This is a genomic window from Aequorivita soesokkakensis, assembly GCF_001641085.1.
GTDB lineage: Bacteria > Bacteroidota > Bacteroidia > Flavobacteriales > Flavobacteriaceae > Aequorivita > Aequorivita soesokkakensis.
The window spans coordinates 34,313-57,086 of the sequence record NZ_LXIE01000002.1 but is presented as its reverse complement, the minus strand read 5'-3'; the positions used below and the strand labels follow the sequence as shown (position 1 = coordinate 57,086).

Here is a 22,774-nt window from a genome sequence, read left to right as displayed (position 1 = left end):
TCTAACAATCTAACAATCCAACTATCCCTCCCCAACAATCTCAGGTTCCTCTTCCACTTTATTTTTATTAATGAGCTCCATTACTTCTTCTGGAGAAATGTAGAGCCTACGGATTCGCTCTTTGTATTTTTCGGAAAGATGGGCGTTCTCTAAAATGAAGTTTTTCGTAGTCAAGATATAATCCCCCATTCCGTGCTGTATGGCATAGGTATCTGCCGTGCGCTCCACTTCCTTAATGTGCAAAGGGGAAAGCAAATACTTTATACCAAAAATCAGCATCCCCATATTAGTGCGATCGCGGTAGTCCATAATATGACCAAGTTCATGGCCTATCCACCCTACTTTTACGTCGGAAGGTATATCTTCCATTGTGAAATGCTCACCTTCAATCTGAATGTTTCTGCTGATCAAAATTACATATTCCCGATTCTCCTTCGCCTTAAAAAAGCTTGCAAACCGCGGCTGCGCCTGCATGGTTGATTTTTTTATATTGTCCTTGAATTTGAATTCTATTGCAGTATCGTAAAGTTCAGGGTAAAAGGTAATTGCCTCAATAACTTCCTTTTTGATGCTTTCGGGAATAATCTTATTGTCCAAATTGATGTTTTGCGCTGGTAACATATAACAGGCAAAATACAAAATAGGGACAGTAAGGTACGTTAAAGGCATTGTAAAATTAGGATTTAGGAATTAGCGAAGAGCGAATAGGGATTAGGGGGTTCAGGTTGCAGGTTGCAGGTTGCAGGTTACAGGTTGCAGGTTGCAGGTTGCAGGTTGCAGGTTGCAGGTTAATAAAAATGAAAATTGAAAATTGAAAATTGAAAATTGAAAATTGAACATTGAACATTGAAAATTGAACTTAAACTTCCTCCAACTGTTTCTGAAACGTTTTAATCTTATCCCGCAACTTGGCCGCCATCATAAAATCCAAATCCTTTGCGGCTGTTTCCATGGCTTTTCTCGTGTCGCGGATTTTCTTTTCTATCTGGGCTTTCGTTAAATATTCCACCTCAGCTTCTGCGGCAAGACTTTCGGCGTTTTCAAACGTGTAAGCCGCTTGTTTTGATTTTGTCAGTGAGTTTTCAAAAGACTTTTTGATTTGTGTTGGCGTAATGCCGTGCTCTTGATTGTAAGCAATCTGTTTTTCTCTTTTGTAATTTGTACTATCAATGGTTTCCTGCATACTGCGGGTTATTTTATCGGCATACATAATCGCCTTTCCATTCAAGTTCCGGGCAGCACGACCAACGGTTTGGGTCAGGGAGCGGTTGCTTCGCAAAAATCCTTCCTTGTCGGCATCGAGAATGGCTACCAAGGAAACTTCCGGCAAGTCCAATCCTTCTCTCAAAAGGTTCACTCCTACCAAAACATCAAACAAACCAAGACGCAAATCCTGCATAATCTCCACGCGTTCCAAGGTATCCACATCACTGTGGATGTAGCGGGTGCGGATTTGTACTCGGGTTAAATATTTGGTCAATTCCTCTGCCATTCTTTTGGTAAGCGTGGTAACCAAAACGCGTTCGTCTTTTTCTATGCGAAGCTGAATTTCCTCCAACAAATCATCAATCTGGTTTAGGCTTGGGCGTACTTCAATTGGTGGGTCCAGCAAACCTGTGGGACGAATAATCTGTTCCACATAAACACCGCCGCTTTTTTCAAGTTCGTAATCGGCGGGCGTGGCGCTTACGTAGATTACTTGGTTTTGCAGGGCTTCAAATTCCTCGAACTTTAATGGGCGGTTGTCCATCGCGGCTGGTAAACGAAAACCGTATTCCACCAAGTTTTCCTTTCGGGAACGGTCGCCGCCGTACATTGCACCAACCTGCGGAATGGAAACGTGGCTTTCATCCACAACCATTAAATAATCCTTCGGGAAGTAATCCAGCAAACAGAACGGGCGCGTGCCGGGCAGACGTTGATCCAAATAGCGCGAATAGTTTTCAATCCCGCTACAATACCCAAGTTCGCGAATCATTTCAAGGTCGAAATTGGTGCGCTCGTCAAGGCGTTTGGCCTCCAGATGTTTTCCTATTTCCTTAAAATAATCAACCTGTTTTACCAAATCATCCTGAATGTTTCGGATGGCGCCCTGAAGCACATCGGGCGAGGTTACGAACATATTCGCGGGATAAATATTCAGTCTGTCGTACTTCGCTTTTATATTGTTGTTCAAAGGGTCAAAGACTTCAATCTCCTCAATTTCATCGCCAAAGAAGTGGATTCTGAAAGCATCATCTGCATACCCTGGAAACACATCCACCGTATCCCCTTTTATGCGGAAACGGCCGTGGTTGAATTCTGCTTCGGTACGGGAATAGAGACTTTGCACCAAACGGTGCAACAATTTGGTGCGGGAGATGATCTGCCCTTTTTCCAAACTGATTACGTTTTTCTGAAACTCGGCTGGGTTCCCGATACCGTACAAACAGGAAACCGAAGAAACCACAAGTACATCCCTCCTGCCCGAAAGTAAGGATGAGGTGGTGCTAAGCCGCATTTTTTCAATCTCTTCATTTATGGAGAGATCTTTTTCAATATAAGTGCCGCTGCTTGGTATAAACGCTTCGGGCTGGTAATAATCGTAATAGGAAACAAAATACTCCACCGCGTTTTCGGGGAAGAGGTTTTTAAACTCTGTGTACAACTGCGCCGCAAGGGTTTTGTTGTGCGCCAACACCAAGGTTGGTTTTTGCACCTGCTGCACTACATTGCCCACGGTAAAAGTTTTTCCGGAGCCTGTAACGCCCAATAGGGTTTGGTATTTTTCTCCGGCTTCTATTCCTTCCACCAAGGCTTTTATGGCTTGGGGTTGGTCTCCAGAGGGAGTATATTCCGTAGTTAATTTAAAATTCATTTGTTCTTTTTCGTTGCTTTACAAAAGTACTAAAATAGAACTTGAGTAGGGAGCTGTAAGAAGTGAGAAGTTTTTGGGTTGTGTAGGCTTAAAGATAGAGCGCATTGCAAATATAGTCACTCTTTACAAAAGCGCACCCGGTGGTACTCTATTGAGTCGCTTCAATATTATAGTACTCAACGTTGCGTATGCTATGCCGAAAGTCATGCATACAAATACATACATAACTCCCCTAACGGCTGGGTTTAATTCAGTTACAGCTATTGAATCCAGAATGTCTTCTTTAGATAATTCGGAGCTATTTGAGGCAAGCTCCTGCTTATAATACTCGACTACTTGAGAAGAAAGGTCTGGAACAATATAATTGTTAAGGATGACAATATAGATTGTATATAATGCCCCACTCAAGAGTCCGGCCAATAGGCCTATTTTTACTGTTTGACGCAATGAAAAAGAGGAAGGGTCAAGTTTTCTAAATCTGGATACGGCAAAAAATACAGACAATGCAAATATTGTCCAATATACATAGTTTAGTATTTGTTCGTTTCGAACAATCATACCTGTTTTATAGCGTATGATGGCATTGGTGATCACCACTATGCCTAGGGTTGTGCCTAGCACCATTCCAATTTTAATTGGGAGATTTTTGTTTTGTATCATGAAATTAATATTTTCAGATAAGACGAGCCTGAGATTTAATTTGTTACAAAGTACATAGAGATAGTTATTCAATACCCTTCAAGCATCAAAAATCAAGCTTTGACGTAGTGGTGTGGGTAAAGCGCATTACAAATGCTTTATATAGCTAGGCACGCTTTACAAAAGCGCGCGAGGGGAAATTTTAAAAGATTTATTTTTTTGGATTGTGCACGAGCGGGACGCTCGCGCTAGCAGGGGGCGCCAGGAGGAAAAATTAATTAGCCCACGTGCTTTCTTTAGGATTTTTTCCCTTTTTTGCATTTTGAACTATGTTATTTAATTTATTCGTTTCGAGCGTAACATTTATATCTGAAAAATAAACAACCCATCTTCGATTGTTTGTCCCTGTCAATGTTTCGGGACTAACCCTGCTATATTCATAGGCTATATCGAATACATCCATTCCAATCAATGAAGAAACTTCTAATTCAATTCCATCAGCAGTTTTAAACTTTTCAGTATCACAGCTTATAACTGCAAAAACAATGAGTATGAAAAAAGCTTTTTTAAATTCCATAAGTAATTGCAAGGTTTAAAAAACACGAGCGGGACGCTCGCGCTAGCGGGGGGTAATAGCTTTTATTGTTATTTCAAATTTTCATGATAATTTATTAATCTATTAATGTCTACAAGCATAGTTGCAGTTATTGATTCAATAGTCGTTTCTATAAAATATTCTATATCGTGAAAATCTGAAAAATTGTTATATCCTTTTAAAATGTGTTCTCCAATTTTTAAGTCGGTTCTTAGACCAAATTTCTCTAATTCGCTGATATAAATATTATTTACTATTCCTTTAGTATGAATCAAAAGATTTCTATTTTGAGAAATAATAAACAGCCTATCTTGTGATTCTTTATCAATTTTAAAATCTATTCCAAAAACGGTTTTGAATTTTTTAATAATTCCATAAATATTTGAACTCTGAATAATAGATTTTACTCTTTTTTCAACAATATTTTGCTTTATTATTTCAATGTCCGTTTGCATAAATATGTCTTTATATGACACATTAATCTCATCCTTCATTAAAAATTTCGGTAATCTTAAAAATAAGCATAACATGTTTTTGTAACAGAATTCCTCAAAAATTTGATAGAAATTAACGTAAATCTTGTCAAATAATATTTTTTGGTATTCGACTCCATTTTTTTTTAAACTTATAGAAGAATCTTTATAGTAACTTAATGCTTTTTTGATTTCTTTGATTTCCTCATTACCTTCTTTAATCAAATAAACAGTAAAGTTTTGCATTGCTAAAGAAATGATAGCGAAATTTAAATCATTGTCTCTTTGTTCTTTAGCATTGGTAAAATTTTGAATTAAATCAGATTGTAATTTGTTTTCCATAAATTATTCAGCGTGTTGCTAACGTTCTCGGCCATGAGTATTAGCGTGGTTTAGCATTTAATTTTGCAAGTATACACAAAGTTTGAAATTCGGCAGAAATTTTCAAAGTTGGCGATAACAAGCCACTACTTGTAGCCATTGTTGTGGCCAGTTTATTTATTTAGAATTCCAATAAATATTTCATTTTAGACAATTCTATTTGTTTAACTCCTTCTGCAATTTCTTGAATATCGGCATCATCTGATGAGATATTTTCGGCATATTGAAATCTGTAATTAAGTAAGCTGAACAAACTTGGATTTATATTCTCCTTCAACAAACTCTTGAGTTGTTCAAATTCCTGTTTTTCTAACCCGGATTGATTGAGCAGTTTTTCAAAACTTTGAAATGAAAAGTGAACCGAAGTGAGAAGTCCAATGATTTTAGGGGAATTAATATTAATCTTGTGATTCAAATCTTTTTTGTTTTTCTCTCCCAATCTTTCTATAACCTCAAAAACAGAAATTATTTTTTCAATTGAATATTGGTCAGTAATAATTTCGTTAACATTACTCTTATAGAACCTTGACTCTGAAATTCGATTATTTATAAGCTCTATTTGCCTGAATAAAATGTTTGTCAATCTATTTATTTTGAATTCACTTCTTGTTTCGACTAGTTCTTGTCTTTGCAGCTTTAATTCTTTTCTCTGAAGGAAAATGGTAAAGATTATCCCCGCAAAAGCTAGGGCCGAGAATAATGCGTTTACTGCCCCAAATTTATCCCCAAACAATCCTCTAGATTCTGTATCAGTTAAATTTAAATCTGAAGAAAAAATATTGTGGTCAATATAAGTCCACGAATAATACCACAAAGACAATACAAGAAGGAATATCATTAAACCTAAAACAAATTCCTTTAAAGTAGAGTAGTTTTTTTTCTTATTGCTCATATCAAATTTGGCCATAACTAGCATATCAATATGCAGTATATTTCGCATGTATCTGCTAATATATAAATTTATCCCTTCCCCACCACCGCCATAAGTGTTTCCACCTTAGTTTTCAACACCTTATTTTCCTCCTCCAGCACAGCAATGCGTTCCTGCAAGGGCAGCGTGGGGTCTGGGGCGTTGGTGGTAAAGTCTGGCGGCAGCTGGGCGGCGAGGTCTGCAAAAAATTGTGTTTCATTACGGTGCATAGCTGCCATAAAATTTCGGTCTGTAAGGAGGGGCGCTTGGTAAACCTGTGCACCGTTTCGGGAGCGCGTTGCAGTACCCGCGAAACGGCTGCTTTTGAGATGCGCCTTTTCTTGATGCGTTCGGAAAGCATTTCCCCTATGTGGGGGCTGTTTTTCTGTTTTTTAAACTTATTTGTTGCCATAATGCTGTATTTTATTAGTCAAACAATCAGTTTTATTAGTTAGATAGTCAATACTATTAGTTAGACAGTCAATTACATTAGTTAGATAGTCAATAGTATTGGTCTAAATGCAAGAATTGTTAGTTTAAAGGTCAATTTAATTAGTCTTGTGGTCAGTTTTATTAGTCCAATAATCAATAGTATTAGTCCAATTGTAAGTTTTATTGACTTTTAGACTATGATTTTCATGAAAACCAGTTGCTAAAAAAACGGTTCGGGAAGAACCGCTTTTTCCCACGTCTTAAAAATTAAGTTGTGGTGTCGTCGCCATCTGTAGGCCGGGAACCTCCCTGCCCCATAAAACGTTCGCGCATCTGTTCATAACCCGCGCGGGCTTCTTCACTGCCTGCCTCGCTAAGGGCTTCATAGATTTTGTAAACGGCTAGCGCAAATGTGTAGGCCTCGTGTGCGGCAATGCGCAGGAGATCATCCAGTTTTCGCTGCAGGGCCATGGTGCGCTCGCTAACCATCTTAATCTGCCCAAACAAATTGTTGTCGTTCTGCAGGGTAAGCAGTTGGAAGCTTGCAGGAAGCACGTTGGCGCCACTGCCGCGCATTACGTTTATCACGGTTTCCACAAACACGCGGTTGTCCACATCCATACCGGTGTAGCGACGGCGTTGGTCATCGTTTAGGGCGCCTTCTGGTAAGGCTGCCATAAAATCGTTAAGGGCGGTGAGCGCAGTGGTGAGCACTGCGGGGTCTAAGACTTCATTGAGTCTGTTTTCTGATAAATTTGCCATAGCTTAAAATTTAAAAGTTAAACAATACCTCAATTTTTAAAATAAATCAATACCAGTCAAGAGGGAAATCCCCCATTTTTTTTAAGGGGTTTCCCCCTTTTTTGGGTTATCAATCTTCTATAAAAAACCGTCTTGAGCGGTTGTGGGTGGTGTAGATTTTCCGCAGGACACGAGCGCAGCGAATTGGCAGAAAGCAACTCCTAAAAATTTTTAAGTGGCCACTGTCCATACCATAACTTATATATGTTGCTACTACAAGTTATTTTACGCAAGTTTCTTTTTAGTAATACTAATTTCTTTAGACTTTCCCTTTTGTAAAATGACAAGGTTTAATTTTTTGGCATCAACTATTTTGGGCCACTCCATATTCCAAAAATCACAAAATTCTTGGTGTGAAAAATTGGAAATATCGGTTTCATTAACTTTTAAAAGCGTAGCTCCTTTTCTTATTTTATTTTTCTTTGTAAAAGCTTTTAATCCGGTAACGATTTCTATTTCGTTGGTTTCAAAGTTTGGTTTAAAATTCAGTTCAAACCCTACCATTGCATCTGGACCCATGTTTTTTGTGGGTTCTAAATATAACTGATGTTTTTCCCAATCAATTGTGATTAAAAAATTCTCTAAAAACCGATTTCCCACCAGTTGAAAGTTGCCAACATCTCTTCGAAAGCTTATACTTTGATTGCTTAATTGCAGGTTTCCAAGGGTTAATTTTTCAGCAATTAATTTATAGCCTAAATCAGATTTGGTAAATCCGTATTCTATGATTGAATTTTTGTCCGCTACAATAAAGTTCTTTAATTCGCTCGGTTTTAAAACTATACTCTCACGACCGTTTCCAGTATCAAAATTAAATTGAGAAACATACCCATCTATATTTAGTGCTATGGTTTCAGTTCCCCACCCTTGTGCAGGAAGGCTGGTTGTTAATTTGTATGCTGGTTCTTGAGGTAGTAATTTTGAAATAGCATCTGAAAAACGAATAACTTTCTCTTCATAATCTATTTGCCATTTGGATTTTTTTAATAAAGTACTGCCTATTATACCATCTACTTTGGCACAAAACATAGGCTTTGCAAATTTCATATCAATTGAAACAGCGCCAATATTGATAAATTCCACTTTTGAAACATACATACTTGACAGCGTAATTGTATTAACGTCTTGGTTTGTAATTAATGGCCCAGATATACTTGATGTAGAATATGGTTTGTATTGAAACTCATCTATAATTGACTTATCTATTACTGTTGCTTCTGCGCCGGTATCAAAAAGAAAATTGTATGCCGTACCGTTCTGAACAATGTCAATAAAAATATAACCATCTATATATCGGAATGGAATTTCTGAATTGTAATTATCGTTCGTAACCGTACCTTGATTTGCACACTCCAGCATTTCTGCTTCTTGGGCATTAGCGTTTAAATTAAATAATGGTAGTAATAGTAATAGAATGAAACTTTTAAGATCTGTCATTTTTTTTTGCTTACAATTATTTTTTCTGAGGTGCTTAATTTAATAGTTATTGTCATATTGTGAAATTGTTGCCTAAAGATGGATTTTTAATGTTTGGTAACGTTTTGCTTTTATGAGTAGTAGCGGTTTAAAAAGCACTTCACTTTCAGTTTGGTACTGACTTTTATTAAAAGCGCCGATCTTTGATTTAGCTCTAAACCCGCTATTTCTTAAACACGCTGTTAGCAGCTGCTCTTTTTTCTGTTATGGTTTAAATTTCTCAAATGTTTGACCGTTAAATTTATATGCCCCATTCTCGTGTGTTCCAAGCCAAAGGTCACCATTGTTGTCCTTGTAAATGCTAAATAGCGTAATATCTTGTGAGTTATCTTGAACGGCATAATGAGTAATTTTCGTCCCATCGTATTTCCAAACACCACTTCGATAAGTTACAAACCACAAATTATTCTCGTTGTCTCTTACTGTTGAAAGATACTCATTTAGGCCACTTGTGTTTTTCCCATCTAAACTGCCTATGCTTTCGTGTCTTGTATAAAACTCATTGCTTTTTAATGTTATACTGTCGTAAACACTATAACGGTTTTCGGTATTAAACCAAAAGTCTCCATTTTTGTCTTCCGTAATTGAACGTACTCCGTTTGCACCTTCGTTGCGAAATTCTGTCACATCTTCTTCGGTAATCCATTCAAATGATTTTCCATTGTATCGGCAAACACCAACAGGGTTTGTACCAAACCAAATATTTCCTTTTTGGTCTTGATAAATACTGTAGATTTCAAATGAGTTTGGAAGACTAGGTGGTTTTGGCAATGTCAATTCATAAAAAGTATTACCATCAAACCTATATACTTTTTCAGTTTGGTAAGCATTTCTAAACCATAAATCATCGGGTTGAAGCTTCCATTCATTGCTTTGGGTTGCTTTAATTGTAGTAAATGATTGCCCGTTGAATTTAACAATTGTCGATTGAGGGGAACAGCTAACGAAGTAAATATTCCCTAATTTATCTTCTTTTATTTCATCAATTCTATTGTTTGGCAAACCGTGTTTTGTTGAGTAATTAATCAATGCCTTTCCGTCAAATCTATAAATTCCTGTTTCCCAACTGCCGAACCAATAAACGTTTTTTTTGTCTTGGTAAACAACCATTATACTACTTCCAAGTTCTTTTACTGTATCGCCATTTATAAATTGGTTTGAGTTATTTTTCTTATCAGGCGTCTGTCCGTTGCACGATGTCAACAGAGATAAAATGCTCAGAAGTAAAAGTATTTTCAATTTCATTGTCGGTCTGTTTAATCTTTGTAAAGTCGTGTTAGAGTTGCTGCTAACGTTTGGTATAACCGCAGTTACGGATAAATATACGAGGTTTTTCAGTTAAGCACGGAAGTTAGCAATTACGCGTGGATTCGGTCGCAGTCGAATCCGCCTTAATTGCGGTTATGCATTGTTGTGTGTAGTTTTTTATTCAATTTCAGTTTTATTTTTGGCAGGTTTTTTAGAATTCCCAAGTCGTCTACTCAAAATAAACAACCAACACAAACCAATTAAAATCCATAAATAGTATTCAGAAAATTGAGTGTTGGGTTCTGATGCATTAATCATATGTTCGTCATAATCAACTTTCATTTTCAATTCAACAAGTTGCTCATTCGATTTCAAGTCAATTTTATAAATGTCCAATATTTGAGCATTCAGTTGTTTCAGGTCAGTATAATTCTCTTTTTTCTGGATGTAATAATCGTTAATATCATCGTATTCATTAACAATATAATAAAGTGCTATTATAGATAAAGCGGCTATTGAATTCTTTATAAAATTTATTATTTTAGTATTATTCACATTTCATTTTTTAATTACACATAACGTTTAGTATAACCGCAGCTACGGGATTAAATTTAATGTTTTTCGGATAAGAACTTACGGTAGCAATTATGCGTGGATTCGGACGCAGTCGAATCCGCCGTAATTGCGGTTATGCATTGTTGGCGGTAGTTATTTCTCAATTTCTAATAAAAGTTTATTTTCGAACATCTCTTTTACCTTTTCGGAGTCGGAATCAATTTCATAAACAACTTTATTCGTCATTTCATTTGTAAGTCCAATTAATGATAATTTCACTTGCTCATCTTTAAAAAAAGTTTTGTCAGCTTTAAATGTCAATAGATATTTGTCATTGGTTTGCTTATCCAAAATATTAAAATAATAATTGTATTCGCTGTCAGGGTCAACTCCAGTTGTATCGGTAAATGACACTTTATATTCATCTTTCAATTCGATACTTTTTAATTTGTTTTCAAATTGCAGTTTTGAGTAATTCAGTTTATAAGTCTCAATAGGTGGATAAGTTGAGCTAATTTGACCGACAAAATAAATTCCCATTCCAATTATTGAAATAATTATTATGGCAGCTATTACGAGAATGTATTTTGGAATGTTCATTTTTTAATTACCGCCAACGTGTTTGTATATGAGCTGTGGCGTGTCTCGGCACAATCCTCTCCTGATAAAAACTGGCTTTGGAAAATCCGTAGGATTTTCCAAGTGTGGACAGACCGAGCCATAGCTTATATACGGTGTTGTAAATAGTGCTTTTCGCCTAATTTTAATTTAATAATCATTCCCACTTTATGCTTGGTGGTTGTGGATGCTCTAATTCGAACAATTCTTTTTTTCTGTTGATTGTTACCATAATTTCAAAGTCAGAAATTTTGCTTTGCATTTCGTTATAATCTACAAATTCAATTTCTTTAAGATTAGTTAAGTCCACAATTTTAGTATCAAAACCAGGACAATTAATAATCAGTTCAGTTTTATCGGCATTCAGTCCAAACTCAAGTCTCGGACCTTCAGTATAAAATTCAATTGTGGTTTTCGTTTTATTTGTTAAGTCAGATATTTTAATATAGTTGTTAATTGTCCAATCTAAATAACAGGTTTCACATTCATCCGCCTTGACATTAATTTGATAATTATCAATTTTAAATTCATATCGTTTAGTGAGAAAATATTCCTCGTAGATAAATATACCTAAAATAATTATTAGGAAAATTGACAATAAGATTTTCAATTTTTTATTCAATCGGTATTTTTTTTCGCATTATTTACAACTAATAAATATCAACATGCAGTTTATTTTCCATGTCTTTGCTAAGATAGCAAATTATCACTTGCCCAATAACACCATAGAGTCGGCCCAGAGCGGCTGTGGGACAAGAGGTTTTGATTTGGCATTTTTATTTTCCAAATTTTCAATAAAAAAAACCGCTGGAAGCGGTTTTTGCTATGAAGTGATTTTTAGATTCTAGTAACTACGGCGACCTAGGGTAACATATACTAGTTATGAAACCCTATGGCGCTATGCTCTCGCCCATTATTTATAAGTTCTTTTTTTAAATTTTCAAATTCAGCTGGGGTGATAATCTCACGATCCTTTAACCACGATAAACCCATTAATTGAGGTTCCAGGGGCATATCTAAATCAATGGTCCCGTATTTTAATTTAAGGTAGGAGTTTATGCTGCTGGTTAGCTCACTTAAAAATGCATCAAACTCTATTTGATTTGGTTTCCCATTAAACATTTCAATATAGCCGTGGTTCACCGTCGGGATTAACGCCACGTTTTTAGATTTTACATAGGTTATCAAACCACTAAAAAATGCAAGAATAAAAATGAAAAGTGCAGTTCCAAACCACCCCGCTTCTTTATAATTATCTGGATTCAACATATAAATGACAAAAAATCCTCCAAATATTACAGTGATTAATATCATTATATTGTCTGTCCCTTTTTTGAAAATAAGTTTAGAGGTGTCAATTTCTTCATAGGAAATATTCACTTCTTCAGAGCTGGTTAAATCTGATGATTTAATATTTAACTCTCCCTTTTTCAAGGTAAATGCTCTGCGTATGAAGAGTCTTCTTTGTAATAGCGTCATGTTCTTTTTCAATTACACGCTAAGTGCTTGGGTTAAATTTGTTGCTTTTTTTTAAGCGCCAAATTTACAAATACAAATTAAAGATTCAGCTTAGCTAAACCGAATGGAGCGTTTAATTCTTAAATGTTAACGGGATCCTGAATCTTGTTTTTACATTTCTACCATTTAAAGTTGCCGGAATCCATTTGGGCATCTTTTCTAATTTCTTGATCGCTTTTTTCTCAAAATTCAAACTTTTGTTGTTTACCGGTTCAAAATCTATCAAATTTCCTTCTTCATCCACTATAAATTCTATCGTTATTTTTTTATCTATACCCAGAAGGTTTGCAAAGCCTGGATAATTTACATTTTCCGCCAAGTCCCTATAAAAGGCTTGCAATCCTGTTTTGGGATAGGCATGGGTATCAGTTTTATAATAAATAGTATCATTTTTTAATTCTCTAATTATATACCCCTCGGTTTCTACGGAGTCTTTGAATATTCTCACGAGCACTTCATTTTTCTCGGTGGAGGCACTTTGAAGTTTACCCGTTCCGTAAACCAAACACGGTATGCTGTTGTTCCAAAACTGTACGTATTTCACATCGTCCTCACGGAAGATTTGTTCCGAAGTAACTGCTCCGTTTTTATCATAATATTTCACCACTCCCTTTCTATTTTCAATTTTTAATTGCGGACTTTTATCATATTGTCTGTTGGCGTTATACCAAATAAATTCATCCAAATTTTTTAGATCGGTAAATCCGTAAAATTCTCCCGTTCTGACCAATCCATTTTCATAGAAGTCCTTAACTGCAATAAGGCTGTCGTTTTGCAAATATTCCCTTCTGTTCTTGCTTTCTTGGTCATCAGTACGATGGTGAAAATTTCTATCAAATAGCGCTGATTCTTGTGCAAAAGTAAAACTAGATAATAGCAAAAGGAATAAAGTAAATTTTATGTTCATTTTTATAAAATTTTGAGTTGTGTGATGGTGAGTATATAAATTCCAATTTCTTCCATTTTCGTGGTTCGGCTTGTTTTTAAATATGCATAAAAACTATAGTGTTTATCCACAGTATATGTTTTATAGTCTAATTTCAAATATACCTAAAAACTTAAATCGGCAAATTTTATAAAACGCGTAAGATGGGTTTGTAATTTTTTATTTTAATCGTTCCAAGACCCCTTTTCGTTTTACTATGTTTTTATAGTCCCATTGTATTGCCCTTGATTTTTCCAGCCAACGTTTTAAATCTTCCGTATTGATTTCGTTTACTGATTGGTAAAACTTAGAGGCATCCTTAAATTTTTTACCCCTCACTTCCAAGCCTTCTTCGTTAAAGTCGGCACCACTCCAAAACATAAGCCGCAATCCTTTTTTTTCTTTGCTGAACCCTACAATTGGATTGCCATCTAAAAACCAAACGGGATGGCCGTGCCAAAGTTTGTTTTGAGCCTCGGGCAAATTTGTGCAGATTTCCTTTGCGAGTAGTTCACAAATTGTTTTGTCCGTTGCTGTTTGCGAATTGTTGTAATCCGAAATTTCTTTTGAAAGTATGTCCATAATTTTAGTGTTTAAGAAGTAAAACCGAATATTTCAGCAAGCTCAATAGCACATCCCCAAGCCACTGTAAAACCCGCCCCACCGTGACCATAGTTATGAAATATATTAGGGAAGTCTTTGTCAAATTCAAAACGGACGGCGCTTCTTTTTGGTCTTAGGCCCACAATTTCCTCTATTATTTCCGGTGCTTTTGGCGATAAGCCGCCGTCCAATAGCCTATTTATAATTAATTCCGTATCGCTTTTTTCAACTTTTATATTCCAATCGTTTTCGTAATCCGTACCGCCGATTACGCAATCTTCACTACGGTTGATCACATAACTTAACGCACCTTTTTTTGTAGCATCCGCACAGGACGGAATATCCATTTTTTTACACCGTAGGATTTGCCCACGCATCGGCTGTAAATCAGTATCATTACATAATTCTTTTGCGCCTAAGCCTGTACAGTTTATTACGAAGGTATTTAAAGTGGATGCTTCTTCCAGATTTGTTATTTCCTGATCTTTAAAAACGCCTCCATTTTCTATAAATCTTTTAAATAAATAAGGTAGATACAACTGTGGTTCTGCCAAAGGAACCGTTGAAATAAAAGCATTATTTATTCCCTTTGGCAATTCTGAAGGCAATGCTTTTCTAACTGTTCCCTCTGGCAAAAGCAGTGTCCAATCATTATTGCTTTCTTCGTTATAGGCTGTAACAAAAGGGAAAAAGGCAACGCCATTTCCTTCTTTTACATCCGCTTGATATTCTTTATAGGCATGTGCGGCCCATTTGTTTGCTTTTTCTTTGGGATGGATTTCAAACGGAAACCAAACAGCGCCTACTTTGCTGGATAGTGTTTTATCAAAACGCTCTTTAGCGATTATGGTAACTTGAAATCCCTTTTCCTGCAATTTGATTGCGGAAGTTAAACCAACAATACCACAACCAATAACGGTTACCGCTTTCATAGTCTTGCTCAATTTTCAGTTCAATGATATACTTATACGCTATAAATTCAAATTTAGTACAAAATTTCAAGCTGCTTTTCTACCCTCACTTTCAAGGTTTTTTAAATTTTGTAATGAGTTTGGTAGAAGATGATTGGTCAGGCGAACGCTTTTGTATATTGTTTCATTTATAGGTTTTCTATTATAGCAACAAAAAACTATTCCTCTTTCAGAACAGTATTTAAAATTTTAAGTGATTCCACTAACTCAATAAACGCGTTTAAATAACTATCAAATTCCGCAGCGTCCTTTGCGGCTAAAACAACCGTGGCGATAGTGTTTCTGCATTCAATAGCTAACAATGCTTCCTTTTTTTTATTGGGATATTCATAGGTAACTATTGTATAATTTCCTGTGAGGTAACCCTCATTAACGATATTGTCAAACTTTAAGTTTAGACTTTCTATCTTTATGTCTGGAAAAGCTTCAACCATGGATATATTGTTAGCCTCAATCCATTCATCAGCTTCCGGCTGGAAGCTGTAATCTAAGCCATATACATACATATAAGTATCTTCACTAACATCACTCTTGTCTGGTTTTATAAAATAGGGCAACTGTTGATGCGTGGCCCGAACCCAGTCTTTTGGTGTTTCCAAAAAAATGGAGTGCATTTCACCATAAACCATATTGGTCTGTGCTTTGGAAGCAAGGGAACAAAATAGTGTTAGGAAAAGAGCTGTGATTATTGTTTTCATTTCGGGTTTCATGTTTTATTTACCTTCATTCTATAAATCCGTTACAGTAATTTTATTTTGCGAAGCATTATAGGTGAAATATTTGTTTAAAGCGGTTGACAACACTGCAAATTCTTCCAAGCCGAACAAATCGGCCCCGTATAATCTAAAAGTACAAATATCTGTGGCGGAAATATAGGGAGTCATTTTTAAATGACTGTGAACCACGGAAATTACTTGTTGCCCTTCGGGACCTTTAACTTGGGAAGCGATTAGGGTTTTATGGAATATTTTCCAATCGGTTATTTTTCCGTTTTCGTCAGCATTAAACAAATAGTCATTTCCAAAGGGAATTACATCTGGAACTGCAGTGCCAATAATTAAGTATAGTCTATAGCTTCCGTTTGCGCTTACTAAAACTGGGTTGGGGTTAAAATCTTTTTGAAAATTCAAACCGTACTTTGCGGGATCGGCATTTAACTGACGTAATATTTCATTTCTAACTTCAAAAAGCTTGGAGCTCTTTTCCGAAAGAGGTTTGGGTTCAAAATCCTGTTTGGCCGGCACTCTTAAATTATTCAGATTATAGGAATATTGGGCTGTTTGGGTTTTATATTCCTTGTCGGCAAAAGTCACAAAAATTGAATCGTTGGAGTGATGGACAATATAAGCCCCGATATTTGTATTGATTCTTTCATCTTCATAAGCCAAATCTGTTGCGCTCCAAGTAGCCTTTTCATAACTATACAATAGATTCGCTTCTTTGATGATGGAATCCAGCTTTACTTGTAAGGTATCAGTTTGGGAATGGATTATTGAACAAAAAAAGAGTAAGCATATTATTGTAAGAGTTTTTTTCATTGTTATGGTTTTATATTTACTTTTCACGTTTATTATAACTCTTTTAACGGAGCATCCTTGTCAATTTTAATCGTTAATTCAGACCGTTTTACTTTGCGTTTGTTAACAGAAGTTACTTTAATGGTCTGTTCCCAATAGAGTCCTTTAATGATTGACAGTAAAGCTATTCCTTCACCAACTTTCGCAATTTCATTAAAATTGCCTTCATAATAGTTTTCATACCAAGCCGCGTTAATAGGCAAATCTATTGCATATAGATACATTGCATCCAAATCAACTGATTCATTGCTAAAGTTTTTAATGGTCATAGTTGTATTTGTTTTAACCACTTTGCAGGGATAATTAAAAACCGTGCTATCCTTTAAGATCTCAAATTTTGTAAAAGATTCATTTTTAGTAATATCAAACCAAAAAATCGTATCGGAATCGTGAAGTTTTAGATAGGTTTTTTCTTCCTTTAAATTCAAAGCACGCACTTGTAATAGCTTGCCATCTGGTGCAAAATATTCTTTTTTATAATCCCCGTCCTTAAACGTAAGCACCATTTTTGAACCTAAATGCTTTTTGATTTTTTCAGCTTTAAACCTTTTTTCATAGGGTGCATATTCAATATCGTAGGTAATTTGCCCTTCAAAATATTTGGGTTTTTCAGAGTTTGGATTGTAGCCAACAAAAGAAAGAAGGAAAATTGAAAATAGGAGTAGTAGTATTTTTTTCATTTAGTGAGGTATGGGTATATATTTCACGTAAAACCAATCGGCCATAGGTTTTCTGTTTGAATCTAATTTGCCTTTTGCAATTATAGTATTGTTTTCGTCAACTTCGGTCAGTTCAATTTCAGTTTTTGCATCGGCAATTTGGTTGATGAATTTTTTAAGTTTGGTATAATAAAATTTATAGTTTTTTGAAATTGGTTCAAGATTAAAGTCTTTAAAGGAGTTATCGTAAAGTAGTAAATTTCCATAGCAAAGCCCTGTATATTGAGAGTTTGAAAAAATAAGCCAGTGCTCATCCACTTCAAAATGGGAACCACATGAAGAACCACTTTTAGCAGTCTGGATTTTTATGGAACTCAGGGAATCAACTCCTTTTATTTTTCTAGTAATTGAAAAAGTAATGCTTATTGTGGATTTGTCCAGTGTGTCAATTTTTGAAACCGTTCCTTCAAAAATCGCATCGGTTGTGTTTATTCGTTCCAAAACGGAGGTATTTCTATAATCCTTACAGGTACAGCAATAAGCAACTGAAGAAAATAAAAGAAAAATTGAAAAAAAACATAATTTCCTTAAAGAAAAAACAGGTCTATCCATTCTCAACATTCCCTTAATTTAGTTTTTATTGGAACTAAAAATATAGAAAAATGTTAGGAACAGAACTATAATCCTAAAATTAAAACTTGGTGTTTTTAAGTTCAATCCACTTGCTCAAATATTTTGTGCTTTGCAAACTGTGGTGCTGAAGAATTTGCCCAATAAAATTTTCTTGGCGATGTTTTTCAAGGTTTAACGAAAGAATGCGAATGTGCTTTTTAAAATCTTCTGAAAAAAGGCTTTTTTGAAAACGCTGTTTTATGACTTCGAAACCGTTTTGTTGTGCTTGGCTCCAAAGCTTTTCTTCGGAATATAATTTTACGGAAGCATTTATAAAATCTTCTTTTGAAGTGGTGACGCTTCCTCCAAATTGAACTTCACCGCACATTCCCTCCACGCCAACTTCCGTGGTTACCGAAGGCAAGCCAAAACGCATCGCGTCCAAAAGCTTTCCTTTTAAACCCGCGCCAAAACGTAGGGGCGCCAATTGTACGCGATAATTTTTCATCAAATTTTCCACTTCTTCCACCCAGCCTTTTATGATAAAACCTTCCTTTGTATTATTCAACTGAAGAATTTGCTGCGGCGCATACGCCCCATAAATATGAAGTTCCGCTTCTGGAAGCTGTTTTTTAATTTCTGGCCAAATTTCCTTTAACTGCAAAACTGAATCTACATTTGGGGCATGCAGCAAATTCCCGATTGCGAGAAAGTCGTGGCGATGTTCAAAAGAAGTGGTGTTTTCAGAAACCGTCTCGACCAAAAATGGTAAATAGTAAAGTATTTCTGAAGAAATTTTAAAAGTATTTTGAAGCAGTTCCATTTCATATTCTGAAATGATAAGTGACAAATCGCAGCGTAAAATACTCGCAATCTCGCGTTTTGCTATTTCCGTAAAAAGATTTGCTTCAAAAACAGATTTATTTTTTTTCACTGCTTCTTCCCTAGCCTTTCGCAGGAAATGCAAATCTTCCGTATCGAGAATCCTTAAGGCATTCGGGCTATTTTCAGAAACGCGCCAACCAAATTGTTCCTCGGTAATATAGCGGTCAAAGATTACAATTTCGGGATTCAATTCTTTAATGAAGTCATCAAAAGAAATATCATTCAGTAGAATACTTTTTACTGAAATATTTTGAGTTTCCAGATTTTCAGTTCGTTCCGAAAAAGTTGCCGTACTGGCAAAAGTGATTTGGTAATTTTCTTCCTGAAACAATTCAACCAACTGCATCATCCTGCTTCCCGCCGCTGTGGTGCTGGGCTCTGGAAATGTATGGCCGATTATTAAAAGTTGTTTCAAGTTCGGGTTTCAAGTTCGGGTTTCAAGTTTCGGGTTTCAAGTTTCTCTGTGTATCTCAGCGATTCTCTGAGTAACTCAGCGTAATAGCTATTTCACAGAGTTACACGGAGGGTAAGGAGATTCGCAGAGAAGAGAGTGAAATTTATACTATAAGTTCAGCATAAAGATCAAAATCCTCAGCAGCAGTGATTTTTACGTTAAAGAATTCTCCGGTCCGCAAATACCCTTCTTCGGCATTAATCAATACTTCGTTGTCAACATCTGGACTGTCAAATTCAGTTCTTCCAACGAAATAGCCACCTTCCTTTCTGTCAATCACAACACGGAATTCCTTGCCTATTTTTTGTTGGTTTAATTCCCAAGAAATCTGGCTTTGTATTTCCATGATCTCGTTTGCGCGATCCATTTTTACATCTTCGGGTACATCATCTTCAAGGTTGTAAGCGTGTGTATTTTCCTCGTGAGAATATGTAAAACATCCCAAACGCTCAAAGCGCATATCTTTTACCCATTGTTTTAGGGTTTGGAAATCTTCCTCAGTTTCGCCGGGATAACCAACTATCAAAGTAGTTCTGATTGTCATATCTGGAACCGCTGCTCTGAATTCTTCCAACAATTTTGTGGTTTTCGCCTTTGTGGTTCCGCGGCGCATCGACTTTAAAATTGGGTCTGCAATGTGTTGCAACGGAATGTCGATATAATTGCAGATTTTAGGTTCGTTGCGCATCACTTCCAAAACGTCCATCGGGAACCCCGTGGGGAATGCGTAGTGCAAACGAATCCACTCAATTCCTTCAACTTTTACAAGTTTTTGAAGCAATTCAGCAAGGTTTCTTTTTTTATATAAATCCAACCCATAATAGGTTAAATCCTGTGCAATCAAAATCAATTCCTTTACACCTTTTGCAGCGAGCTTTTCTGCTTCAATCACCAAATCTTCCATTGGCGTGCTTCGGTGTTTTCCACGCATAATAGGGATTGCGCAAAACGAGCACGGACGATCGCAGCCTTCGGCTATTTTGAAATATGCGTAGTTTTTTGGGGTTGTGGTTATACGTTCGCCAATCAATTCGTGTTTATAATCGGCACCCAAAGCTTTTAGCAGACCGGGAAGTTCCGTTGTTCCAAAATATTCATCCACATTCGGAATTTCCTTTTGAAGATCCGGTTTGTATCTTTCAGAAAGACAGCCCGTAACAAAAACCTTATCTACCAAACCTTCTTCCTTTTTCTGAACAAATTCAAGAATGGTGTTGATACTTTCCTCCTTGGCATTTGCAATAAAACCGCAAGTATTTATCACCACAATATTGCCTTCCTCCTCGTGCACAACTTCCTTATTGCTGGCGCGCAGTTGGCCCATCAATACTTCGCTATCATACACATTTTTGGAGCAACCGAGGGTTACAACATTTATCTTGTTCTTCTTTAGGGTTTTGGTACGCATTTCTTTTAATTATGAATTCAGAATTATAAATTATGAATTTTTGGTTTTTTTGAATCTGCACTCTTCACTTCTGAATTCTTAATTCCGAATTCTAAATTTTAAAAAGTGTGCAAAGATACCACTAAAAAAAATAAACAAATCCCAAATCACAAATTCCAAAATTAAAAGATTGTCAGTCTGAGCTTGTCGAAGACCCAAATTCCAATTACTGCCAACTAAGACTGAACACTGCCACTTTTTAAGTAACTTTACACTTCTTAAAAATCAATCCAAATGAAAAAAATGACATTCCTGCTGGCCTTTCTTTGCGCTGGCTTTTTGTATGCCCAAAAAACAATGACACCGGAGCTTTTATGGCAGGTGAAAAAAGTAAGCCCCATTGGAATTTCCAATGACGGAAAAGAACTGTTTTATAAGGTTTCCACTCCAAATATGGTAGAAAACAGTTTTGATTCAAAATATTACAAAATGTCTGTAGCGGGTGGAAATTTCACTGAAATTTCAAAAGACGAAGCAAAAGTTGCTAACAAAAATCTTTCGCCAAACGGACAGTATCTTTTGATGAACAAACCCGTTCACGTAAAAGATATAGCTGGAAAAGATATTTACAAAGATTTGCCTAAAAGTGACGCCTACGTTTATACATCATTGGATTACAGACATTGGGACACCTATAATGATGGTAGCTACAATCACGTTTTTTATAAAGACACTAAAACTGGAGCAGAAACCGATATTACGCCCGGACAGCCGTATTACACCCCACAAGCGCCCTTCGGCGGCGATGAAGATTATGTTTGGGGGCCAAAAGGCGAAAATATTTATTACGTAAGTAAAAAGTCGGCAGGAACAGATTATGCAATTAGTACCAATACAGATATCTACAAATACAATCTTTCTGATAAAAAGACGGAGAATTTAACCGAAGAAAACAAAGGTTATGACACCCAGCCAGCATTTTCAAAAGCTGGAGCTTTGGCATATTTACAGATGAAAACTCCGGGTTACGAAGCTGATAAAAATGATATTATCGTTTTGGAAAATGGCGTAAAACAAAACCTTACTTCTCAATGGGATGGAACGGTTAACGGATTTCTTTGGGCAAGCAACAATAAGGATATTTATTTCACGGCTCCGGTTGACGGAACGCAACAAATTTTTAAAGTTGATTATCCCGGAAAAACCCGAAAAATGGCAGTTGTTGAACAACTTTCACAGGGACAATTTGACGTTACGGGTATTGTTGCCGAAAACAACGGCCAGTTGATTGTTACGCGCACGGATATGAACCATGCTTCGGAAATTTTTTCATTTGATTTGAAAAGCAAAACTTTCAAACAACTTACACAAGTAAATAATGAATTCTATGGAAAGCTTGATTTGCCAACAGTTGAAAAAAGAATGGTTACTACCAAAGACGGCAAGCAAATGCTGGTTTGGGTAATTCTTCCACCCAATTTCGATAAAAATAAAAAATACCCAACCTTGCTTTATGCACAGGGCGGACCGCAATCTGCTTTATCTCAATTCTATTCCACTCGCTGGAATTTTCAATTGATGGCTTCGGAAGGATACATTATTGTAGCGCCAAACCGACGCGGCATGCCAGGCCATGGCGTGCAATGGAATGCGGACATTAGCGGAGATTGGGGTGGAAAAGCAATGCAGGATTACCTCGATGCTATTGACGCTATTTCAAAAGAAGCTTATGTTGATAAAGATCGTCTTGGTGCAATTGGTGCTAGTTTCGGTGGTTATTCTGTATTCTGGTTGGCTGGAAATCACGACGGACGTTTCAAAACTTTTATCGCCCACGACGGCGTTTTTGATACCCGAGCAATGTATGGAACAACTGAAGAGCTATTCTTTGTAAACCACGATATGGGCGGGGCATATTGGGATAAAAACAACGCCACTGCACAAAAATCATTCAATGAATTCAACCCAATCACCTATGTTGATAAATGGGACACTCCAATTATGATTGTTCAGGGCGGAAAAGATTACCGTGTGCCAATCGAACAAGGATTGGGCGCTTTTCAAGCAGCACAGTTAAAGGGAATAAAAAGCAAACTTCTCTATCTTCCCGAAGAAAACCATTGGGTGCTGCAGCCGCAGAATGCGCTTGTTTGGCAAAGAGAGTTTTTTAGTTGGCTGAAAGAAACACTTTAAAATAG

Annotated in this window: 24 protein-coding genes; 1 reads left to right on the top strand and 23 read right to left on the bottom strand. The window is 36.4% G+C overall.

Features of this window, described 5'->3' with window-relative positions; translation table 11 throughout:
• Positions 1 to 21: 21 nt before the first annotated feature.
• From A7A78_RS02930 to rimO, 23 genes are all read right to left on the bottom strand, one after another.
• Entirely contained in the window at positions 22 to 669 is a 648-nt protein-coding gene (locus A7A78_RS02930) for a hypothetical protein (protein ID WP_094746015.1), read from the bottom strand.
• 190 nt (positions 670 to 859) lie between these two features.
• Positions 860 to 2,857: an excinuclease ABC subunit UvrB gene (gene uvrB / locus A7A78_RS02925; RefSeq protein ID WP_068760952.1), complete on the bottom strand. Its 1,998-nt coding sequence runs from the start codon at positions 2,855 to 2,857 to the stop codon at positions 860 to 862.
• A gap of 123 nt (positions 2,858 to 2,980) precedes the next feature.
• Positions 2,981 to 3,517 carry a DUF4199 family protein gene (locus A7A78_RS02920; protein WP_068760951.1) on the bottom strand — a complete coding sequence of 179 codons (537 nt, stop codon included), beginning with the start codon at positions 3,515 to 3,517 and terminating at the stop codon, positions 2,981 to 2,983.
• A 253-nt stretch (positions 3,518 to 3,770) separates the two neighbouring features.
• Positions 3,771 to 4,073, bottom strand: coding sequence for a hypothetical protein (locus A7A78_RS02915; protein ID WP_068760950.1), 303 nt, complete (start codon positions 4,071 to 4,073; stop codon positions 3,771 to 3,773).
• 68 nt (positions 4,074 to 4,141) lie between these two features.
• Complete coding sequence (locus A7A78_RS02910; protein ID WP_068760949.1) at positions 4,142 to 4,906, bottom strand: hypothetical protein; 765 nt, start codon at positions 4,904 to 4,906, stop codon at positions 4,142 to 4,144.
• A gap of 160 nt (positions 4,907 to 5,066) precedes the next feature.
• Positions 5,067 to 5,837 carry a hypothetical protein gene (locus tag A7A78_RS02905; protein ID WP_131811097.1) on the bottom strand — a complete coding sequence of 257 codons (771 nt, stop codon included), beginning with the start codon at positions 5,835 to 5,837 and terminating at the stop codon, positions 5,067 to 5,069.
• Positions 5,838 to 5,905: 68 nt separating this feature from the next.
• Positions 5,906 to 6,094, bottom strand: a complete 189-nt coding sequence (locus A7A78_RS02900) for a hypothetical protein (protein WP_068760947.1) — start codon at positions 6,092 to 6,094, stop codon at positions 5,906 to 5,908.
• Positions 6,095 to 6,554: 460 nt separating this feature from the next.
• On the bottom strand, positions 6,555 to 7,049 hold the full coding sequence (locus A7A78_RS02895) for a hypothetical protein (protein ID WP_068760946.1): 495 nt from the start codon (positions 7,047 to 7,049) through the stop codon (positions 6,555 to 6,557).
• Between the two features lie 264 nt (positions 7,050 to 7,313).
• Positions 7,314 to 8,525: an aspartyl protease family protein gene (locus A7A78_RS02890; protein ID WP_094746014.1), complete on the bottom strand. Its 1,212-nt coding sequence runs from the start codon at positions 8,523 to 8,525 to the stop codon at positions 7,314 to 7,316.
• Between the two features lie 243 nt (positions 8,526 to 8,768).
• Complete coding sequence (locus A7A78_RS02885; RefSeq protein ID WP_068760944.1) at positions 8,769 to 9,809, bottom strand: ligand-binding sensor domain-containing protein; 1,041 nt, start codon at positions 9,807 to 9,809, stop codon at positions 8,769 to 8,771.
• A 180-nt stretch (positions 9,810 to 9,989) separates the two neighbouring features.
• Positions 9,990 to 10,367, bottom strand: a complete 378-nt coding sequence (locus tag A7A78_RS02880; RefSeq protein WP_068760943.1) for a hypothetical protein — start codon at positions 10,365 to 10,367, stop codon at positions 9,990 to 9,992.
• A 153-nt stretch (positions 10,368 to 10,520) separates the two neighbouring features.
• On the bottom strand, positions 10,521 to 10,967 hold the full coding sequence (locus A7A78_RS02875; RefSeq protein WP_068760942.1) for a hypothetical protein: 447 nt from the start codon (positions 10,965 to 10,967) through the stop codon (positions 10,521 to 10,523).
• 175 nt (positions 10,968 to 11,142) lie between these two features.
• On the bottom strand, positions 11,143 to 11,595 hold the full coding sequence (locus A7A78_RS02870) for a hypothetical protein (protein ID WP_131811096.1): 453 nt from the start codon (positions 11,593 to 11,595) through the stop codon (positions 11,143 to 11,145).
• Positions 11,596 to 11,861: 266 nt separating this feature from the next.
• On the bottom strand, positions 11,862 to 12,464 hold the full coding sequence (locus A7A78_RS02865; protein ID WP_131811095.1) for a hypothetical protein: 603 nt from the start codon (positions 12,462 to 12,464) through the stop codon (positions 11,862 to 11,864).
• Between the two features lie 112 nt (positions 12,465 to 12,576).
• Positions 12,577 to 13,410, bottom strand: a complete 834-nt coding sequence (locus A7A78_RS02860) for an energy transducer TonB (RefSeq protein ID WP_068760939.1) — start codon at positions 13,408 to 13,410, stop codon at positions 12,577 to 12,579.
• A 198-nt stretch (positions 13,411 to 13,608) separates the two neighbouring features.
• Positions 13,609 to 14,010 carry a DUF1801 domain-containing protein gene (locus A7A78_RS02855; protein WP_068760938.1) on the bottom strand — a complete coding sequence of 134 codons (402 nt, stop codon included), beginning with the start codon at positions 14,008 to 14,010 and terminating at the stop codon, positions 13,609 to 13,611.
• An 11-nt stretch (positions 14,011 to 14,021) separates the two neighbouring features.
• The gene (locus A7A78_RS02850; protein WP_068760937.1) at positions 14,022 to 14,963 is read right to left on the bottom strand and encodes an FAD-dependent oxidoreductase; all 942 of its coding nucleotides are present in this window, start codon (positions 14,961 to 14,963) and stop codon (positions 14,022 to 14,024) included.
• 197 nt (positions 14,964 to 15,160) lie between these two features.
• Positions 15,161 to 15,700, bottom strand: a complete 540-nt coding sequence (locus A7A78_RS02845) for a hypothetical protein (protein WP_131811094.1) — start codon at positions 15,698 to 15,700, stop codon at positions 15,161 to 15,163.
• A gap of 30 nt (positions 15,701 to 15,730) precedes the next feature.
• Positions 15,731 to 16,540 (bottom strand): hypothetical protein, encoded by an 810-nt coding sequence (locus A7A78_RS02840; RefSeq protein ID WP_131811093.1) that lies wholly within the window; start codon positions 16,538 to 16,540, stop codon positions 15,731 to 15,733.
• Between the two features lie 32 nt (positions 16,541 to 16,572).
• Positions 16,573 to 17,259 (bottom strand): hypothetical protein, encoded by a 687-nt coding sequence (locus tag A7A78_RS02835; RefSeq protein WP_068760934.1) that lies wholly within the window; start codon positions 17,257 to 17,259, stop codon positions 16,573 to 16,575.
• The gene (locus A7A78_RS02830; protein WP_131811092.1) at positions 17,260 to 17,739 is read right to left on the bottom strand and encodes a hypothetical protein; all 480 of its coding nucleotides are present in this window, start codon (positions 17,737 to 17,739) and stop codon (positions 17,260 to 17,262) included.
• Positions 17,740 to 17,929: 190 nt separating this feature from the next.
• Positions 17,930 to 19,150, bottom strand: a complete 1,221-nt coding sequence (locus tag A7A78_RS02825; protein ID WP_068760932.1) for a glycosyltransferase — start codon at positions 19,148 to 19,150, stop codon at positions 17,930 to 17,932.
• 142 nt (positions 19,151 to 19,292) lie between these two features.
• On the bottom strand, positions 19,293 to 20,597 hold the full coding sequence (gene rimO, locus A7A78_RS02820; RefSeq protein WP_068760931.1) for a 30S ribosomal protein S12 methylthiotransferase RimO: 1,305 nt from the start codon (positions 20,595 to 20,597) through the stop codon (positions 19,293 to 19,295).
• Between the two features lie 273 nt (positions 20,598 to 20,870).
• Here rimO and A7A78_RS02815 point away from each other — a divergent pair, with 273 nt between their 5' ends.
• The gene (locus tag A7A78_RS02815; RefSeq protein ID WP_068760930.1) at positions 20,871 to 22,769 is read left to right on the top strand and encodes a S9 family peptidase; all 1,899 of its coding nucleotides are present in this window, start codon (positions 20,871 to 20,873) and stop codon (positions 22,767 to 22,769) included.
• Positions 22,770 to 22,774: the final 5 nt, after the last annotated feature.

Excerpts from the sequence above, each read along its gene's own strand:
- A7A78_RS02885 (WP_068760944.1), bottom strand. The coding sequence starts at position 9,809 with ATGAAATTGAAAATACTTTTACTTCTGAGCATTTTATCTCTGTTGACA.
- A7A78_RS02905 (WP_131811097.1), bottom strand. The coding sequence starts at position 5,837 with ATGAGCAATAAGAAAAAAAACTACTCTACTTTAAAGGAATTTGTTTTA.
- A7A78_RS02875 (WP_068760942.1), bottom strand. The coding sequence starts at position 10,967 with ATGAACATTCCAAAATACATTCTCGTAATAGCTGCCATAATAATTATT.
- A7A78_RS02895 (WP_068760946.1), bottom strand. The coding sequence starts at position 7,049 with ATGGCAAATTTATCAGAAAACAGACTCAATGAAGTCTTAGACCCCGCA.
- A7A78_RS02855 (WP_068760938.1), bottom strand. The coding sequence starts at position 14,010 with ATGGACATACTTTCAAAAGAAATTTCGGATTACAACAATTCGCAAACA.
- A7A78_RS02835 (WP_068760934.1), bottom strand. The coding sequence starts at position 17,259 with ATGAAAAAAATACTACTACTCCTATTTTCAATTTTCCTTCTTTCTTTT.
- A7A78_RS02915 (WP_068760950.1), bottom strand. The coding sequence starts at position 4,073 with ATGGAATTTAAAAAAGCTTTTTTCATACTCATTGTTTTTGCAGTTATA.
- A7A78_RS02860 (WP_068760939.1), bottom strand. The coding sequence starts at position 13,410 with ATGAACATAAAATTTACTTTATTCCTTTTGCTATTATCTAGTTTTACT.
- rimO (WP_068760931.1), bottom strand. The coding sequence starts at position 20,597 with ATGCGTACCAAAACCCTAAAGAAGAACAAGATAAATGTTGTAACCCTC.
- A7A78_RS02845 (WP_131811094.1), bottom strand. The coding sequence starts at position 15,700 with ATGAAAACAATAATCACAGCTCTTTTCCTAACACTATTTTGTTCCCTT.
- A7A78_RS02865 (WP_131811095.1), bottom strand. The coding sequence starts at position 12,464 with ATGACGCTATTACAAAGAAGACTCTTCATACGCAGAGCATTTACCTTG.
- uvrB (WP_068760952.1), bottom strand. The coding sequence starts at position 2,857 with ATGAATTTTAAATTAACTACGGAATATACTCCCTCTGGAGACCAACCC.
- A7A78_RS02930 (WP_094746015.1), bottom strand. The coding sequence starts at position 669 with ATGCCTTTAACGTACCTTACTGTCCCTATTTTGTATTTTGCCTGTTAT.
- A7A78_RS02910 (WP_068760949.1), bottom strand. The coding sequence starts at position 4,906 with ATGGAAAACAAATTACAATCTGATTTAATTCAAAATTTTACCAATGCT.
- A7A78_RS02850 (WP_068760937.1), bottom strand. The coding sequence starts at position 14,963 with ATGAAAGCGGTAACCGTTATTGGTTGTGGTATTGTTGGTTTAACTTCC.
- A7A78_RS02815 (WP_068760930.1), top strand. The coding sequence starts at position 20,871 with ATGAAAAAAATGACATTCCTGCTGGCCTTTCTTTGCGCTGGCTTTTTG.
- A7A78_RS02900 (WP_068760947.1), bottom strand. The coding sequence starts at position 6,094 with ATGGCAGCTATGCACCGTAATGAAACACAATTTTTTGCAGACCTCGCC.
- A7A78_RS02840 (WP_131811093.1), bottom strand. The coding sequence starts at position 16,540 with ATGAAAAAAACTCTTACAATAATATGCTTACTCTTTTTTTGTTCAATA.
- A7A78_RS02890 (WP_094746014.1), bottom strand. The coding sequence starts at position 8,525 with ATGACAGATCTTAAAAGTTTCATTCTATTACTATTACTACCATTATTT.
- A7A78_RS02920 (WP_068760951.1), bottom strand. The coding sequence starts at position 3,517 with ATGATACAAAACAAAAATCTCCCAATTAAAATTGGAATGGTGCTAGGC.